At 40.7% G+C, this 16,766-nt stretch carries 12 protein-coding genes, 1 pseudogene and 1 riboswitch; of the genes and pseudogenes, 7 read left to right on the top strand and 6 right to left on the bottom strand.

What is annotated here, in order from left to right; genetic code table 11:
* Positions 1–56 precede the first annotated feature (56 nt).
* The 4 genes from thiT to nrdH all read right to left on the bottom strand — a co-directional run bounded on the left by thiT (position 57) and on the right by nrdH (position 4,398).
* On the bottom strand, positions 57–623 hold the full coding sequence (gene thiT, locus A3GS_RS0102935) for an energy-coupled thiamine transporter ThiT (protein WP_018363927.1): 567 nt from the start codon (positions 621–623) through the stop codon (positions 57–59).
* A gap of 74 nt (positions 624–697) precedes the next feature.
* Positions 698–795: riboswitch (TPP riboswitch) on the bottom strand.
* A 94-nt stretch (positions 796–889) separates the two neighbouring features.
* A complete protein-coding gene (gene nrdF / locus A3GS_RS0102930; protein WP_018363926.1) occupies positions 890–1,849 on the bottom strand; it encodes a class 1b ribonucleoside-diphosphate reductase subunit beta in 960 nt (319 codons plus the stop codon).
* A 137-nt stretch (positions 1,850–1,986) separates the two neighbouring features.
* A complete protein-coding gene (gene nrdE / locus A3GS_RS11405; RefSeq protein WP_018363925.1) occupies positions 1,987–4,146 on the bottom strand; it encodes a class 1b ribonucleoside-diphosphate reductase subunit alpha in 2,160 nt (719 codons plus the stop codon).
* Positions 4,147–4,173: 27 nt separating this feature from the next.
* Positions 4,174–4,398, bottom strand: a complete 225-nt coding sequence (gene nrdH / locus A3GS_RS0102915) for a glutaredoxin-like protein NrdH (RefSeq protein WP_018363924.1) — start codon at positions 4,396–4,398, stop codon at positions 4,174–4,176.
* Positions 4,399–4,665: 267 nt separating this feature from the next.
* Here nrdH and acnA point away from each other — a divergent pair, with 267 nt between their 5' ends.
* The 4 genes from acnA (at position 4,666) to A3GS_RS0102895 (ending at position 10,560) form a co-directional block, all read left to right on the top strand.
* Positions 4,666–7,326: an aconitate hydratase AcnA gene (acnA, locus tag A3GS_RS0102910; RefSeq protein WP_018363923.1), complete on the top strand. Its 2,661-nt coding sequence runs from the start codon at positions 4,666–4,668 to the stop codon at positions 7,324–7,326.
* 45 nt (positions 7,327–7,371) lie between these two features.
* Positions 7,372–8,487, top strand: coding sequence for a citrate synthase (locus tag A3GS_RS0102905; RefSeq protein ID WP_018363922.1), 1,116 nt, complete (start codon positions 7,372–7,374; stop codon positions 8,485–8,487).
* Between the two features lie 12 nt (positions 8,488–8,499).
* A complete protein-coding gene (gene icd / locus A3GS_RS0102900) occupies positions 8,500–9,675 on the top strand; it encodes an NADP-dependent isocitrate dehydrogenase (RefSeq protein ID WP_018363921.1) in 1,176 nt (391 codons plus the stop codon).
* Positions 9,676–9,762: 87 nt separating this feature from the next.
* Positions 9,763–10,560 carry a putative ABC transporter permease gene (locus A3GS_RS0102895; RefSeq protein ID WP_018363920.1) on the top strand — a complete coding sequence of 266 codons (798 nt, stop codon included), beginning with the start codon at positions 9,763–9,765 and terminating at the stop codon, positions 10,558–10,560.
* Positions 10,561–11,219: 659 nt separating this feature from the next.
* Here the strand turns inward: A3GS_RS0102895 and A3GS_RS0102885 are convergent.
* The gene (locus A3GS_RS0102885; RefSeq protein WP_018363919.1) at positions 11,220–12,158 is read right to left on the bottom strand and encodes a bile acid:sodium symporter family protein; all 939 of its coding nucleotides are present in this window, start codon (positions 12,156–12,158) and stop codon (positions 11,220–11,222) included.
* 333 nt (positions 12,159–12,491) lie between these two features.
* Here A3GS_RS0102885 and A3GS_RS0102880 point away from each other — a divergent pair, with 333 nt between their 5' ends.
* The 3 genes from A3GS_RS0102880 to A3GS_RS0102870 all read left to right on the top strand — a co-directional run bounded on the left by A3GS_RS0102880 (position 12,492) and on the right by A3GS_RS0102870 (position 16,333).
* Complete coding sequence (locus tag A3GS_RS0102880) at positions 12,492–12,755, top strand: phosphocarrier protein HPr (RefSeq protein WP_003064009.1); 264 nt, start codon at positions 12,492–12,494, stop codon at positions 12,753–12,755.
* A gap of 2 nt (positions 12,756–12,757) precedes the next feature.
* Positions 12,758–14,491, top strand: a complete 1,734-nt coding sequence (ptsP, locus tag A3GS_RS0102875; protein WP_018363918.1) for a phosphoenolpyruvate--protein phosphotransferase — start codon at positions 12,758–12,760, stop codon at positions 14,489–14,491.
* 411 nt (positions 14,492–14,902) lie between these two features.
* Positions 14,903–16,333: an NADP-dependent glyceraldehyde-3-phosphate dehydrogenase gene (locus A3GS_RS0102870; protein WP_009853872.1), complete on the top strand. Its 1,431-nt coding sequence runs from the start codon at positions 14,903–14,905 to the stop codon at positions 16,331–16,333.
* A gap of 157 nt (positions 16,334–16,490) precedes the next feature.
* On the opposite strand, the pseudogene A3GS_RS12205 reads toward A3GS_RS0102870, so the two are convergent.
* A pseudogene (locus A3GS_RS12205) lies at positions 16,491–16,766 on the bottom strand (IS4 family transposase); the annotation flags it as partial.

Genomic DNA, 16,766 nt, shown 5'->3' with positions numbered 1-16,766 from the left:
CAAAAGCTAAGGCAATTTGCCTTAGCTTCTGTAGTGTTACGCTTAAAGAGGAAAAATTATTTCTTAACTAAGAAAAGCTTGCCTTGTATTGGAATAATGATAACTAGCGCTAAAATAACGAAAATCAAGGTTAACAGCCCAGCTGTTCCGTTAACGGTGAATGAATACCAATAAGGCGACATTCCTTTTGGCGCATAACTTCCCCAGAAAATAAATCCTGCAACGAAATGCCAGAAGTAGCGAACAAAAACCGCTAAAGTAGCACCTAGTGTTGAGTAAGCTAAAGCGCGTCCTTTGTTGTCTTTAGAAAGCGCATTTTGAAAAGGTGAAGATAGAAAACCAGCTAACCCGATTGAGATAAAGGCGATAATGTATTCAATAATAACTTGTGATAAAGCTAAGTACCAAACTTTACCTAAAATGAAATGAAGTAATCCCCAAATTAAACCAGCCAGTGTCCCATATTTTGGACCGCGACGTAAAGCAAAGAGAATGACTGGTACGGTACCAAATGAAGGGGTGAACCAACTTGCAAAATCTGGGATATAAGATAGGGCCATGGCAAAAGCAGCAACAAGTGCAGTCTCAATTAAAGCAGACAGTTGAGAATTTTTTGATGACATAAATAAAAGCTCCTTTGATACAAAAGAGCTTATTTTTCTGATAATATGTGCGATGATATTCAAAACAAAGTTTAAAACGGTCATGTCACAATCCCTACGCTCGTACTAACGAGATCAGGTTATCAGGATTTCGCAAATGCGATCTCAGCCAGAGGCACTCCTTTGTGAATCTAATTGCTTATAGTCTAGCATGAAAGAAAGTTTCTTGTCAAGCTTAGTTTTCATGCTTTTTGAAAATTATCACACATTTTCAAAATTGGCTCAGATTAGAGACCATAATTGTAATCATCATCTTGCATGGCTTCAACAGAACCAAGGAGATAACCATTTCCAACCTGACTAAAGAAATCGTGATTAGACGTTCCTGTTGAAATACCGTTCATGACGATTGGATTGACATCGTTGGCTGTATCAGGAAAGAGAGGGTCTTGCCCCAGATTCATGAGGGCTTTGTTGGCATTGTAGCGAAGGAAGGTCATAACTTCTTCTGTCCAGCCCACACCATCATAGAGAGTTTTGGTGTAGAGCTCTTCGTTTTCATAAAGTTGGTAGAGCAGATCATACATCCAGTCACGGAAGTCATTTTGCTCTTCTTCGGTCAATTCATTGAAACCAAGCTGAAACTTGTAACCTATGTAAGTACCGTGAACAGACTCGTCACGAATAATTAGTTTGATGATTTCGGCAACGTTGGCAAGCTTGTTATTACCGAGATAGTAGAGGGGAGTGAAGAAACCAGAATAGAAAAGGAAGGTTTCAAGATACGTTGACGCCACCTTCTTCTGCAAAGCTGTGCCATTTTCATATATATCATTGATGATTTTGGCCTTCTTTTGCAGGTATTCGTTGTTGTTGGTCCACTCGAAAATGTCTTCAATTTCTTTCTTGGTATTGAGAGTTGAAAAGATGGAGGAGTAGGACTTGGCGTGGACGGACTCCATGAATTGGATGTTGTTGAGGACGGCCTCTTCATGAGGGGTACGCACATCAGCTCGGATGGCCTCAACCCCTGATTGAGACTGCATGGTATCCAGCAGAGTCAAGCCGCCAAAGACCTTGCCCACCAAATCCTTTTCCTCTTCTGACAGCTTACGCCAATCGTCCAAGTCATTTGACAAAGGGATGCGGGTATCTAGCCAGAATTGCTCGGTCAACTTTTCCCAAGTTGACTTGTCAATCACATCTTCAATTTCATTCCAGTTTATTGCTTCGTAGTATGTAGTCATGTGTTTCTCCTATGAGGTGACTATAAGATGATAAAATGTATTCAGCCTGAAAGCTGTTGCTGCTGTCTTAATTAGTTAGATAATCCGATGGTAGCCTATCAAGTTTAGAAACTTTAGCTCCATATTTGGCTGTTCAATTAAATGACGCAAGACTCACATTCATTAGATCCGACTTCTTCACCGTCATCAGTGAAGGTGCGGACGTAGTAGATGGACTTGATGCCCTTATTGAAGGCGTAGTTGCGCAGGATAGACAAGTCACGGGTTGTTTGCTTACTTTCAGATTTCCATTCGTAGAGCTCTTTTGGCAATTCGCTACGCAGGAAGAGTGTTAGGGAAAGCCCTTGGTCAACGTGTTGTGTTGCGGCAGCATAAACATCAATGACCTTACGCATATCCATATCGTAGGCTGACGTGTAGTAAGGGATAGTATCAGTAGACAGACCAGCAGCGGGGTAGTAGATTTTACCGATTTTCTTTTCTTGACGTTCTTCGATACGACGGGTAATCGGGTGGATTGAGGCAGACACATCGTTGATGTAAGAAATTGAACCGTTTGGTGCCACAGCAAGGCGATTTTGGTGGTAAAGACCATCAGTCATAACAGCTTGACGCAGCGCTTCCCAATCTTCCGCTTGCGGAATGAAGTGGCCTTCAAAAAGTTCCTTGACACGGTCCGATTTTGGTACAAATTGACCAGTCACATATTTGTCAAAATAAGTGCCATCAGCGTATTTTGATTTGTCAAAACCAACAAAAGTCGTTTGACGTTCGCGGGCAATCTCATTAGAAGCTACTAGGGTCCAGTAGTTCACAAGCATGAAGTAGATGTCTGTGAACTCAATAGACTCAGGACTGCCGTATTCAATGTGATGCTTGGCCAGATAGCTGTGAAGTCCCATGGCACCGAGTCCAAAGGTGTGGGCCTGGCTGTTACCATTTTTGATAGACGGCACGGAGTCAATGTTTGATGAATCAGTAACAAAGGTCAGGGCGCGCGTCATGGCTTTGATTGAGCGGCCAAAGTCAGGCGAGGTCATCATGTTGACAACGTTGGTTGAACCCAAGTTACATGAAATATCTGTTCCCATTTCCACAAATTCTTGGGCATCGTTGATCAAACTAGGCTTTTGCACTTGGAGAATTTCTGAACAGAGGTTGGACATGACAACCTTGCCATCAATTGGGTTAGCGCGGTTGGCTGTATCTACATTGACAATGTAAGGATACCCAGACTCTTGTTGTAATTTAGAAATCTCAGTTTCCAGATCGCGGGCCTTGATTTTTGTTTTGGTGATGTTTGGATTGGCCACCATCTCATCATATTTTTCAGTGATGTTGACGTAGTTGTAAGGTACACCGTATTCTTTTTCCACAGAGTAAGGGCTGAAAAGATACATGTCTTCATTCTTACGTGCCAGCTCATAGAATTTATTAGGAACAGTCACCCCAAGAGAAAGAGTTTTGACACGGACTTTCTCGTCAGCATTTTCCTTTTTAGTTGATAAGAAGGCCATGATGTCTGGGTGGAAAACATCCAGATATACCACGCCTGCCCCCTGACGTTGACCAAGCTGGTTGGAGTAGGAGAAGCTGTCCTCAAAAAGCTTCATGACAGGCACGACACCAGAAGCGGCACCAGCAAATCCCTTAATAGGCGCCCCAGCTTCACGCAAGTTTGACAGGGAGATGCCCACACCGCCACCGATACGGGACAATTGCAGCGCTGAGTTGATAGAACGACCGATAGAGTTCATGTCGTCGGTTACCTGGATGAGGAAGCAGGACACCAACTCACCGCGGCGGCTACGTCCGGCATTGAGGAAAGACGGAGTCGCAGGTTGATAGCGTTGGTTGATCATCTCTACGGCCAAATCAGTTGCCAAGTCTTCATTACCATCTGCGAAATAGAGGGCGTTGAACATGACACGGTCTTCGATGCTTTCAAGATAAGCGTCGCCATCGTTGGTTTTGAGCGCGTATTGTTGGTAGAATTTGTAGGCTGCCATGAAAGATTGGAAGTGGAAGTCATGTGAATGGATTTCACGCGACAGTTTTTCAATAAATTCAGGCTTGTATTTGCTGATAAATTCCGCTTCAATATAATCGTTGTTGATCAAATACTGAATCTTGTCAGTGATGGAATCGAAGACCATAGAGTTCGGTTTGACATTTTCTTTAAAAAAAGCACGAAGAGCTTCCTTATCCTTGTGGAGCGGAATTTGTCCGTTCACAGGACGGTTAATTTCATTGTTGAGGCGGAAGTAGGAAACATCGCCAAGATTTTTAAGACTCATAATAATTCCTTATTTTTCAAGACTAATTTAGATAATTTCTTTTAATTTTGCTGGTTGGAAACCTGAGAAGGTAATGTCGCCAGCTTCGATGACTGGTGCAGCAGTAAAGCCAAGCCCCTTCACGTAGTCAATTTTTTCCGGATGCTCGTCGATGTTGATTTCTTCGAATTCAGCACCGTTTTGCTCTAAAAATTTCTTAGTCATTTTGCATTGCATGCAGTTATTTTTTGAAAATAGCGTAATCTTTGCCATTTCGATCTCCTCCTGAAATAATTAATTTGACTTATCTAGCATATCGGAAATAAGCAAAAAAAGCAAGTAATTCAATCTCAAAAAATACTATATATTGTGCCGGTGTAATTTCAAAAGCACGAAATATGGTATCTTTATTGACTTTTTAGCTTTAGGGAAATAAAACCGCAAGATATATGTTATAAAATATAACATATTATATTGACGAAAAATTCTGTTTATTGTATAATTAAAAGCACAACTCATAAAATATACGGAGGATAGCGCATGTCTTATCAATCTGAACTTCAATTTAATCATAAAAATTATGCATATTTCAACATTGCGAACGCGGTTGCAAAAATGGGAGGACATATAGAGGACTTGCCCTATACTATCCGTATTTTAATTGAAAGTCTTTTAAGAAAATATGACGGTTTAGATGTCACTAAAAGTCACATTGAGAATTTAGTGAACTATCAAGCTAGTTCTCCCGAGGGAGAAGTACCTTTCAAACCAAGTCGTGTCATCTTACAGGATTTTACAGGAGTTCCTGTGGTGGTTGATTTGGCTTCTATGCGAGATGCCATTGTCAAAAATGGAGGGAATCCTGATCTAATCAATCCAGAAATTCCAGTTGACCTAGTTATTGACCATTCTGTTCAGGTTGATTTTTATGGCTGCGATACGGCTTTGGAAGATAATATCGATATGGAATTCAAGCGCAACAATGAGCGTTACGAATTTCTCAAGTGGGCTGAGAAATCCTTTGATAACTACCGTGCGGTGCCACCAGCAACGGGTATTATCCATCAGGTCAATATCGAATTTCTATCTGATGTTATCATTGAAAAAGATGGTCTGCTTTATCCAGATTCCATGTTTGGGACAGACAGTCACACCACTATGATTAACGGAATTGGTGTGCTAGGCTGGGGAGTTGGTGGAATCGAAGCGGAAGCAGCTATGCTGGGAGAGGCTTCTTATTTCCCAGTACCTGAAGTGATTGGGGTGCGTTTGACAGGAAAGTTGCCAAAAATCGCCACAGCAACGGATTTGGCACTCAAGGTGACTCAAGTTCTTCGTCAAGAAAAGGTAGTCGGGAAGTTTGTGGAGTATTTTGGAGACGGCTTAGCTAATCTCAGTCTGGCTGACCGCGCGACAGTAGCTAACATGGCGCCAGAATATGGGGCGACTTGCGGTTATTTTCCTATTGACGAGGAAACCCTTACCTACATGCGTTTGACCAATCGTGATGAGGAACATATTGCCTTGACGGAGGCTTATGCTAAAGCCAACTACCTATTTTACGATCCAAGCAAGCAAGCTCATTACACAAAAGTTGTTGAGATTGATTTGTCTACTATTCGTCCTTCTATTTCTGGGCCAAAGCGTCCGCAGGATTTGATTGATTTGACTGAGGCTAAGTCTGCCTTTCAAGACAGTATCGTTCGTGAAGCGGGTGTTCAAGGTTTTGGACTGGGTAAAAAAGAATTAGACAAAAAAGCCACCGTTCACTTTGCAGACCATGATGAGGAGATTGCAACAGGACATGTCGCTATTGCAGCTATTACCTCTTGTACCAACACGTCCAACCCTTACGTTCTGATGTCTGCTGGTCTCTTAGCACGCAATGCGGTCAAGAAAGGTCTGCGGGTGGCACCAACTGTCAAGACTTCGCTGGCACCAGGTTCAAAGGTTGTGACAGGATACCTAGAAGCTTCAGGCTTGCAAGATTATCTAGATCAACTGGGCTTCAATGTTGTGGGTTATGGTTGCACCACTTGTATTGGCAATTCAGGTAATCTTCGTCCTGAGGTGGCACAAGCTATCACTGAAAGCGACTTGCTGGCGTCTGCTGTCTTGTCGGGGAACCGCAATTTTGAAGGACGTATCAATCCTCTAGTTAAGGCTAATTTCCTTGCTAGTCCACCACTTGTTGTGGCCTATGCATTAGCGGGTAATACCAATATAGATTTGACGACTGAGCCACTTGGTTTCGATGACAATTGCCGAGCTGTTTACCTAGATGACATCATGCCAAGCAGCGAGGAAGTCACAGCTTATGTTGACAAATATGTCACGCGTCAGCTTTTCCAAAAAGAATATGAACATGTCTTTTCGGACAGTGACAAATGGAATCATATTCCGACTGAAGAAAGCAAGATTTATCACTGGAATCAGGCGTCAACCTATATTCAAAACCCGCCATATTTTGATAGTTTAAGGGATGACCTGTCTATTAAACCTTTGAATGGTTTATCGGTTTTGGCTAAATTTGGTGATTCTGTGACGACTGATCACATTTCACCAGCAGGCAATATCGCCAAAAATAGCCCAGCTGCTCGCTATCTTCAAGAGCACGGTGTGGCCTATGCTGATTTCAACTCTTATGGCAGCCGTCGTGGGAATCATGAAGTCATGATGCGTGGAACTTTTGCTAACATCCGCATTAAAAATGAATTGGCTGATGGCAAGATTGGTGGTTTCACCAAATATGAAGGAGATATTGTTCCAATCTATGATGCAGCTATGGCATATAAGGAAGCAGGCATATCAACACTGGTTATTGCGGGTAAGGACTATGGTATGGGCTCTAGTCGTGACTGGGCTGCCAAGGGAGCCAATCTTTTAGGTGTTAAGGCTGTTTTGGCAGAGTCGTTTGAACGGATTCACCGCTCAAATTTGGTTATGATGGGCATGTTGCCTTTACAATTTTTGGAGGGTGAAAATGCAGACAGTCTTGGTTTGACAGGTTATGAAAATTATGATATTCATTTGTCAGAAAATCCTGCTATTCATGATATTGTGGATGTAGTAGCTCGTGATGAAAAGGGTGAGAAGCATTTTAAAGCCTTGGTGCGTTTTGATGCTGATGCTGACATTCGCTATTATAAAAACGGTGGAATTTTACCAATGGTTGTTCGAAAGAAATTAGAAGTAAGGTGATAGTGAGACTTAATAGAAGTTTTTATCTTGAAAGGAATAGAGGCTATGGAAGAAAATGGAATGAAGAACTTGATTGCCTGTAATACGCGGATTAGCGCTATTATTGATGACGATTTGTCCTACGCAGGCTACAATATTTCAGAATTGATGGATAATAATGCCAGCTTTGAGGAAGTCATTTATTTGTTATGGAATTTGCACCTGCCGACTCAGATTGAGTATAAGCATTTTGTAGAAGAACTACGAGCTAATTATGAAATCAGTGATGCAGTAGAGCAGTGTATCCTTATCCAGTCCCGTCGTCACCTCCATCCCATGAGTGTGCTACGGTCTACGGTCAGCTTGCTTGGGGTTTATAATGTTCATGCGGAAGATAATTCTTTAGAAGCAACCTATGAACAGTCCATTCAGTTGATGGCTAAGATGCCAACTATTATTGCGGCTTTTGCGAGACTGAGAACAGGACAGTCTCCTATCGCACCGCGAACAGATTTAGGGTTTGCGGCCAATTTCCTCTATATGTTAAAAGGAGAAGAGCCAAACCCTCTACAAGTGAAAGCGTTGAATAGGGCACTTGTTCTTCATGCAGACCACGAACTCAATGCCTCAACTTTCGCTGCGCGTGTCTGTGCTTCAACTCTGGCTGATATTTATTCTTGTGTGACGACTGCTATAGGAACTCTTAAGGGACCACTTCATGGCGGAGCCAACGAGAAAGTCTTTGACATGCTTCAGGAAATTCGTCAGCAAGGAGATACTAAGGCTTACTTACAGGAAAAATTGGATTCACAAGAAAAAATCATGGGCTTTGGTCACCGCGTTTACAAAACACAGGATCCGCGTGAGAAGTACTTACGAGAAATGGCTAAGGAACTGACTGAAGGAACTGAGTATGATATTTGGTTTACGTTATCATGTGAGATTGAAGACTATATGAAAAACACCAAAGGGCTCATTCCCAATGTGGATTTCTACTCGGCGACGGTTTATCATGTGCTAGGCATTGACAGTTCTATCTTTACCTTGATTTTTGCTATGAGCCGTGTATCTGGCTGGATTGCTCATATTCAAGAACAACAAAAGAACAATAAGCTCATTCGTCCACGTTCTAATTACATCGGACAAATGAATCTAGAATATGTCCCAATTGGTAAACGTTAGAAAGGACGGGTTATGGCAGATAAAATTATCTTAGAAGAAGGAAAGCTTAAAATTTCGGACCATCCCATTATTCCTTTTATTGAGGGAGACGGTGTTGGGCAGGATATTTGGAAGAATGCGCGTGCGGTTTTTGATGCAGCTGTTGAAAAAGCCTATGTTGGCAAGCGGCAAATTGAGTGGCAGGAAGTTTTGGCAGGCAAAAAAGCCTTTGAAGAAACAGGAGAATGGCTGCCAGATGAAACGCTAGCAACCATCAAGGATGATTTGATTGCTATCAAGGGGCCGCTTGAAACACCAGTAGGTGGTGGTATTCGCTCGCTCAATGTAGCTCTTCGTCAGGAATTAGACCTCTATGCTTGTGTTCGCCCTGTCCGCTATTTTAAAGGAATTGACAGTCCGCTCAAAAATCCTGAGAAAACTGACATCGTTATCTTCCGTGAAAATACCGAGGACATTTATGCCGGTATTGAGTGGGAAGCCGGAACAGCTGATGCTCAGAAAGTTGTTGACTTTCTTCAGAAAGAAATGGGTGTCAGAAAGATTCGTTTTCCAGAGAGTAGTAGCATTGGCATTAAACCAATTTCGATTGAAGGCAGTGAACGTCTCATTCGCTCCGCTATTGAATACGCTCTGGCAAATAAGTTGACCAAAGTGACCTTGGTTCATAAAGGCAATATTCAAAAATTCACCGAAGGCGGTTTCCGCAAGTGGGGTTATGAATTGGCTCAGCACGAATATGCAGCTGAGTTAGCTAGTGGAAAATTAGTAATCGATGATATTATTGCTGATAATTTTCTGCAGCAGATTCTTCTTAATCCAGAACGCTTTGATGTGGTTGCTCTGACTAACCTTAATGGAGACTATGCTAGCGATGCCTTGGCTGCCCAAGTTGGCGGTATTGGTATCTCACCGGGAGCTAATATCAATTACCTGACAGGTCATGCCATTTTTGAAGCTACTCATGGTACGGCTCCTGACATCGCAGGACAAGATAAGGCTAATCCTTGTTCTCTTCTCTTATCTGGCTGCATGCTATTTGATTATATCGGTTGGGGTGAAGTTTCAACCCTCATTACAGCCGCTCTTGAGAGATCCATTGCTCAAGGAATCTTTACGGCTGATTTGGCTAATGGCAGAGTGGCTTACGCGACCAGTGATTTTTGCCAAAGACTAATCACTAATTTATAGAAAACAAGGCTCCAGAATTTAGTGTTTCGGAGCCTTTGAATTTACTGATAAAATAGATTATAATGGGAAGCAAAGTGAGGTTAGTTTATGTTTTATTCCTTCCCAGAACTCGTCTTTCTCTTTTTTATCTATTCCTTTATCGGTTGGTTATGGGAGACGGTTTATTGCTCGATTTTAGATAGACATTTTGTTTATCGCGGCTTTTTGTTTGGCCCTTATTGTCCAGTTTATGGCTTCGCTGTCACCACAGTACTTATTTTTACTCAGCCTTTTCAAGCTAATCTGCTGAGTTTATTTTTGAGTGGCATGGTTATTGCGACAGTTTTTGAGTATTTGGCGGGCTGGTTTTTGGAGACTTTCTTCCACATGATTTTGTGGGATTATAGCCATGAAAAAGGTAATATTAAGGGACGAATTGCCCCGCGTATTTCCCTTTTTTGGGGGCTGGCTATCTTGATTTTGGTAAAATGGATTCAACCTTATATTATGACGGTCGTTCTCAAAATCCCTTCATATTGGGCTTTCCTGATTATGGTTGTGATGCTAGCTGACCTCGTTTGGACGGTGGTTGACACGGTGCCATTTCATAAGGCTGCCCTGTCTTTGGAAAATAAAATCAGAGATGAGCAGAATAGAATGCAAGAAAACGTTCGTCAAGAAGTAGATGGTTTGGCTCAACAAGCTGAGCTTTTCAGTCAGCGTTTGGAAAAATTCCGCCGTCATGCTGAAGATTTTTTGCAAGAAAAAAATATCAAGCCTTTTCATTTTAACCAACGACGCCTGATGAAAAATTATAGCCAATTTAAAGGTATTGATGTTCCTTTTGTAACAGAGCTTAGAAAACAAATGGCTCATTTTAGAAAGACTCCCAAAAATAAAAAGTAAACCAAAGACCTTGGCTTAGTGAAAACAAGGTCTTTAGTGTTCTATAATATCTGTAGTGGGTAAATCTCATATATCATAGGGCTTTGTTGACAGTGTGAAAAAAGTCCCACATGATTCATAATGAAAAGCTTTCAAACCTATAGCCTATATTAACGAAATCTATATGGAACTGCTAGATTATATCAAAAATTTGCTCGACATTAAAGATGCGATATCACTTTGGATAAAAAAGTGACCAAGTGTAAATCATATGGAAAAATGGCTGTCGCTAAGACCTCTTCAGTCTGAGAAAATCATCAGATTCCCAACATTATCGCCATCCTTGATGGGTACACTCAAGCTTTATCGGAAACGACGTCATGCGCTGTTTTAACAAGGCTTGCAGCCGTATCAAAGTCACTGCTATGGATCTGTTGAGTCTCTTCTACTAGTTTGCCTAAGCCCTCTGCTCTACAATTTCTAGGTTTAGGTTGAAACAGTTCAAGCCTAGACTGTTTCACTCCTTAATGCAAACAACCGCTCTTGATAGATTCCACACTATCCAAAATTTGTTCCACGCTATGAACTGATTTTGGATTCAAATCATGGATTAATTTGACCGTAACTCGTTGCTAGACAAGCTAATCCACTACAGTAGATAAAGAGCCTTTTAATATAGACTAATTTATGGTTTTAGAATGATTTTTCCACCATGAGGATAAGATTGAACCAGAAATGTTATGCCAAATGCTAAAAATAGTAGAAGGGATGGCAGCTTGTGGAACAAAGTATTTGATAGCTAAAGTAGCACCTAAGCTAGAATCCTGCATACCAACCTCGAAAGTAATTGCTTTTTGTTGAGGCTCTTCCAGTTTCAGTAATTTAGAGAAAGTGAATCCAAGAGTGTAGCCACATAGATTATGTAGAATAACCACTGGAATAACCACTGCTGTAGCTGTTGTGAAAATATTGGCATGGTTAGCGGAAATAACTGCTCCTACAATTAATAAAATGGCCAACTGCGAAATGAGGGGCATGATACGAATGATGGTATTCATTTTTTTACCAAAGATACTGTGAATTAACACACCTAGTATAATAGGAACGACAACAATGCGAAGGGTACTTAAAAAGAGGCTTGTTGCTGGAACTGCAACATACTGTCCTGCCAAAAGTGATAGTAGGGCTGGAAGCATGATTGGTGCTAAGAGTGTTGACAATGTTTCAATTGAGACATCTAAAGCCACATCACCTCCTGAAAGAAAAGCCATGACACTTGAGGATGTGCCACTTGGGCAAGAACCGACTAGGATGACTCCCGCAGCTGTTGCTCCTTTAAGATGGAAAATTAGGCAAAGCAGCCAAGCCAGTCCAGGCATGATGACATAATGTGCAATGGTTCCTAGAATTACAGGAATGGGACGTTGAGCAATTCTCTTGAAATCTTCAGTTGTTAGTGTCAGCCCCATACCAAATAAAATGATTCCCAGTAAGTAAGCAGTGTTTGGTATGACCCATGCACTTGTACTAGGAAGACAATAATTGAATATTGACCAAAGGATGACAGCAATGGTAAACCATTTGCTAAGCCACTTGCTAAATTTCTCTAGTGTATTCATAAGAAAACTCCCATCATTTATGTGATAAGGTGGTTCTGTGAAGTTTGTCTGATAGCAAATTCATAGGATCATCTTGTATTTACGAAAACAGTATATCACTTTCAAAATAGTTTTCAATATTATTTTCAAAATTTTCAGTATTTTTCGCGAGTAATAAAATAAAGCTCATGCTTAATAGAAAATTTATAGGAATTTAGAGCTTTTCATGAATTATTTTCAGAAAAAAACAGCGTAAAGATTGAAAATTTAAAATCAATGTGCTATAATCTTAATTTGTAAGGGTTATCATACTTTAACCCAAAAAATACACAATTTATAAAGGAGAACCATACTATGGCTTCAAAAGATTTTCACATTGTTGCAGAAACAGGAATTCACGCACGTCCAGCTACTTTGCTCGTTCAAACAGCTAGCAAATTTGCTTCAGACATCACTCTTGATTACAAAGGTAAAGCAGTGAACCTTAAATCAATCATGGGTGTTATGAGCCTTGGTGTTGGTCAAGGTGCAGACGTTACTATTTCAGCTGAAGGTGCTGATGCAGACGACGCGCTTGCAGCTATCGAAGAAACAATGACAAAAGAAGGATTGGCTTAATTATGACAGAAATGCTTAAAGGAATTGCAGCCTCTGATGGAGTTGCCGTTGCTAAAGCATATCTACTTGTTCAACCGGATTTGTCATTTGAAACTGTTACAGTTGAAGATACAAACGCAGAAGAAGCTCGCCTTGATGCCGCTTTACAAGCATCGCAAGACGAGCTTTCTGTTATCCGTGAAAAAGCAGTAGATACGCTCGGTGAAGAAGCTGCAGCTGTATTTGATGCACACTTGATGGTTCTTGCTGACCCAGAAATGATCAGTCAAATCAAAGAAACTATTCGTGCAAAACAAGTTAATGCTGAAGCAGGACTCAAAGAAGTGACTGACATGTTCATCACAATCTTTGAAGGTATGGAAGACAACCCATATATGCAAGAGCGTGCAGCGGATATTCGTGACGTTGCTAAACGTGTACTAGCGCATCTTATCGGTGCTAAACTTCCTAATCCTGCTACTATTGACGAAGAGTCAATTGTTATCGCACATGATTTGACACCATCTGACACTGCTCAATTGGACAAAAACTTTGTTAAAGCTTTTGTAACTAATATCGGCGGGCGTACAAGTCACTCAGCTATCATGGCTCGTACTCTTGAAATCGCTGCTGTACTTGGTACAAACGATATCACAGAACGTGTTAAAGATGGTGATATTGTAGCTGTTAACGGTATCACTGGTGAAGTGATCATCAACCCAACTGATGACCAAATCGCTGAATTTAAGGCAGCTGGTGAAGCTTATGCAAAACAAAAAGCTGAATGGGCGCTTCTTAAAGATGCCAAAACAGTCACAGCTGATGGTAAGCATTTTGAATTGGCAGCTAATATTGGTACACCTAAGGATGTTGAAGGTGTGAACGATAATGGTGCCGAAGCTGTAGGTCTTTACCGTACAGAATTCTTATACATGGATTCACAAGATTTCCCAACAGAAGAAGACCAATACCAAGCTTACAAGGCTGTACTTGAAGGTATGAACGGCAAACCAGTCGTTGTCCGTACAATGGATATCGGTGGTGACAAGGAACTTCCTTACTTCGACCTTCCAAAAGAAATGAACCCATTCTTGGGTTATCGTGCTTTGCGTATTTCAATTTCTGAAACTGGTAACCAAATGTTCCGTACTCAATTGCGTGCTCTTCTTCGCGCATCTGTTCACGGTCAATTACGTATCATGTTCCCAATGGTTGCTCTTCTTAAAGAATTCCGCACAGCTAAAGGTATTCTTGAAGAAGAAAAAGCTAAATTGTTGGCGGAAGGTGTGGAAGTTGCTGATAACATCCAAGTTGGTATCATGATCGAAATTCCAGCAGCGGCTATGCTTGCTGATCAATTCGCTAAAGAAGTTGACTTCTTCTCAATTGGTACAAACGACCTTATTCAATACACTATGGCTGCTGACCGTATGAACGAACAAGTTTCATACCTTTACCAACCATACAACCCATCTATCCTTCGTTTGATTAACAATGTTATCAAAGCAGCGCATGCTGAAGGTAAATGGGCAGGTATGTGTGGTGAAATGGCTGGGGACCAAAAAGCTGTTCCGCTTCTTGTTGGAATGGGACTTGATGAGTTCTCTATGTCAGCTACATCAATTCTTCGTACACGTAGCCTTATGAAGAAACTTGATACAGCTAAAATGCAAGAATATGCAAATCGCGCTCTTACAGAATGCTCAACAATGGAAGAAGTTCTTGAGCTTAGCAAAGAATACGTTGATTTCGATTAATTGTGTTTAATATTATCAGAAAGAGTCTGGACTATTTGTCCGAACTCTTTTTTTGAGTTTACGGATAGATGTGGGATGGTTTTCCTGACACTTTAGCTTAGCCAATAACTGAAAAATCAACTTTTATCGGAATTACTGATTTTTAAAGATCTATGAGTAGAATTTTACTAGAGAATATATTTTCTTGCTTTTTTAAAATAAAATTCTTGACTTGGAGTGTGTTCTAAATTGTAGAATACAGATGAAATTAATATTTTACTACAAAAACTTTATTCAATAACAGTTATTATTATAACAATTTGATGTTGTAAAGTTTTTTGTCTTAATTTTCTGAATTTTTTCGTGCTAAAATATTGAAAAAAGCGGAAAAAGTGATAAAATGGAATTATCATATTTAAAAGGAGATATAGCTTGACTAAACAATATAAAAACTATGTCAATGGGGAGTGGAAACTTTCTAAAGAAGAAATTAAAATTTACGCTCCTGCCACAGGTGAAGAACTCGGTTCTGTACCTGCAATGAGCCAGGAAGAAGTTGATTATGTTTACGCTTCTGCAAAAGCCGCTCAAAAAGAATGGCGTGCGCTTTCATACGTAGAACGTGCAGCTTACCTTCATAAAGCAGCTGATATTTTGGTGCGTGATGCTGAAAAAATCGGTGCCGTTCTTTCAAAAGAAATCGCTAAAGGTTACAAATCAGCAGTAGGCGAAGTTATTCGTACAGCTGAAATCATTAATTATGCCGCCGAGGAAGGTGTCCGTCTTGAAGGTGAAGTTCTTGAAGGTGGAAGCTTTGAGGCAGCAAGCAAGAAAAAAATCGCTATTGTGCGTCGCGAACCAGTAGGATTGGTACTTGCTATCTCACCATTTAACTATCCAATTAACCTCGCAGGTTCTAAGATTGCTCCTGCCCTTATTTCAGGAAACGTTGTTGCCCTTAAACCACCTACGCAAGGTTCTATTTCAGGTCTTCTTTTGGCTGAAGCATTCGCTGAAGCTGGACTTCCAGCTGGTGTATTCAATACCATTACAGGACGTGGTTCAGTAATCGGTGACTACATCGTTGAACACGAAGCTGTTAACTACATCAACTTCACAGGTTCTACACCAGTAGGTGAACACATCGGTAAATTGGCTGGTATGCGTCCAATTATGCTTGAACTTGGTGGTAAAGACTCAGCTATCGTTCTTGAAGATGCGGACCTTGACTTGGCTGCTAAAAACATCGTTGCTGGTGCTTACGGTTACTCAGGTCAACGTTGTACAGCCGTTAAACGTGTCCTTGTTATGGATAGCGTTGCAGATAAATTGGTTGCCAAAGTTTCAGAACTTGTTAAAGATTTAACTGTTGGTATGCCTGAAGATGATGCTGATATTACTCCGCTTATCGATACAAAAGCTGCTGACTATGTTGAAGGTCTTATCAAAGACGCTCAAGACAAAGGTGCTAAAGAAGTTATTTCATTCAAACGTGAAGGTAACCTTATTAGTCCAGTATTGTTTGACAATGTAACAACTGATATGCGTTTGGCTTGGGAAGAACCATTTGGCCCAGTCCTTCCAGTTATCCGTGTTAATTCAGTAGAAGAAGCTGTTGAAATTTCAAATAAATCTGAATACGGTCTTCAAGCAGCAGTATTTACAAACAACTTCCCATTGGCATTCAAGATTGCTGAACAACTTGAAGTGGGTACTGTTCACATCAACAACAAAACACAACGTGGTACAGATAACTTCCCATTCCTTGGTGCTAAGAAATCTGGTGCTGGAACACAAGGTGTGAAATACTCTATTGAAGCAATGACTACTGTTAAATCTACAGTATTCGATATTGCAAAATAAGAAATAAAGAAAACTTGGCCATGTGTCCAATGTCATTAAGTTAAGCAACTAAGCAATTGAAGAAACTATTCCCGTCTGAGCAGTTGATGACAAGACGGGGATAGTTTTTATATTTAGGGCGTACAAAAGGATGGTTTTTTGCTCTATTTTTTAACTATTATGTTACTCTATAAGTGAAGCTTACGGGAGCCTGGCTTTTTATCTTTCTTTGGAAGGTTCGATTGGGTCGAATAATAGATAGGTGCTTGGCAATGTAGGTTTCTAATTGGANGGAAGTNAGTTNNTCTCTAAGAAATTTTCGACAGGCATNAACAGCGTCTGAAAAACAAATTTTATAAGTCTGTTTTAACTTTGATGTTTTAATGGTAACGTGTGAGGTTAGCCATTTACAAACATTAAAATTGATAAAGCGAGCGTAGATTTCTTGGAGAAT

It is taken from the genome of Streptococcus caballi DSM 19004 (genome assembly GCF_000379985.1).
Taxonomy (GTDB): domain Bacteria; phylum Bacillota; class Bacilli; order Lactobacillales; family Streptococcaceae; genus Streptococcus; species Streptococcus caballi.
This window is presented reverse-complemented; position numbering and strand designations above follow the sequence as displayed.

Bases quoted from the DNA above. Each gene is read 5' to 3' on its own strand.
- nrdH (WP_018363924.1), bottom strand. From the start codon at position 4,398: ATGGCAAAGATTACGCTATTTTCAAAAAATAACTGCATGCAATGCAAA.
- thiT (WP_018363927.1), bottom strand. From the start codon at position 623: ATGTCATCAAAAAATTCTCAACTGTCTGCTTTAATTGAGACTGCACTT.
- A3GS_RS0102880 (WP_003064009.1), top strand. From the start codon at position 12,492: ATGGCTTCAAAAGATTTTCACATTGTTGCAGAAACAGGAATTCACGCA.
- nrdE (WP_018363925.1), bottom strand. From the start codon at position 4,146: ATGAGTCTTAAAAATCTTGGCGATGTTTCCTACTTCCGCCTCAACAAT.
- nrdF (WP_018363926.1), bottom strand. From the start codon at position 1,849: ATGACTACATACTACGAAGCAATAAACTGGAATGAAATTGAAGATGTG.
- acnA (WP_018363923.1), top strand. From the start codon at position 4,666: ATGTCTTATCAATCTGAACTTCAATTTAATCATAAAAATTATGCATAT.
- A3GS_RS0102895 (WP_018363920.1), top strand. From the start codon at position 9,763: ATGTTTTATTCCTTCCCAGAACTCGTCTTTCTCTTTTTTATCTATTCC.
- A3GS_RS0102885 (WP_018363919.1), bottom strand. From the start codon at position 12,158: ATGAATACACTAGAGAAATTTAGCAAGTGGCTTAGCAAATGGTTTACC.
- ptsP (WP_018363918.1), top strand. From the start codon at position 12,758: ATGACAGAAATGCTTAAAGGAATTGCAGCCTCTGATGGAGTTGCCGTT.
- icd (WP_018363921.1), top strand. From the start codon at position 8,500: ATGGCAGATAAAATTATCTTAGAAGAAGGAAAGCTTAAAATTTCGGAC.
- A3GS_RS0102905 (WP_018363922.1), top strand. From the start codon at position 7,372: ATGGAAGAAAATGGAATGAAGAACTTGATTGCCTGTAATACGCGGATT.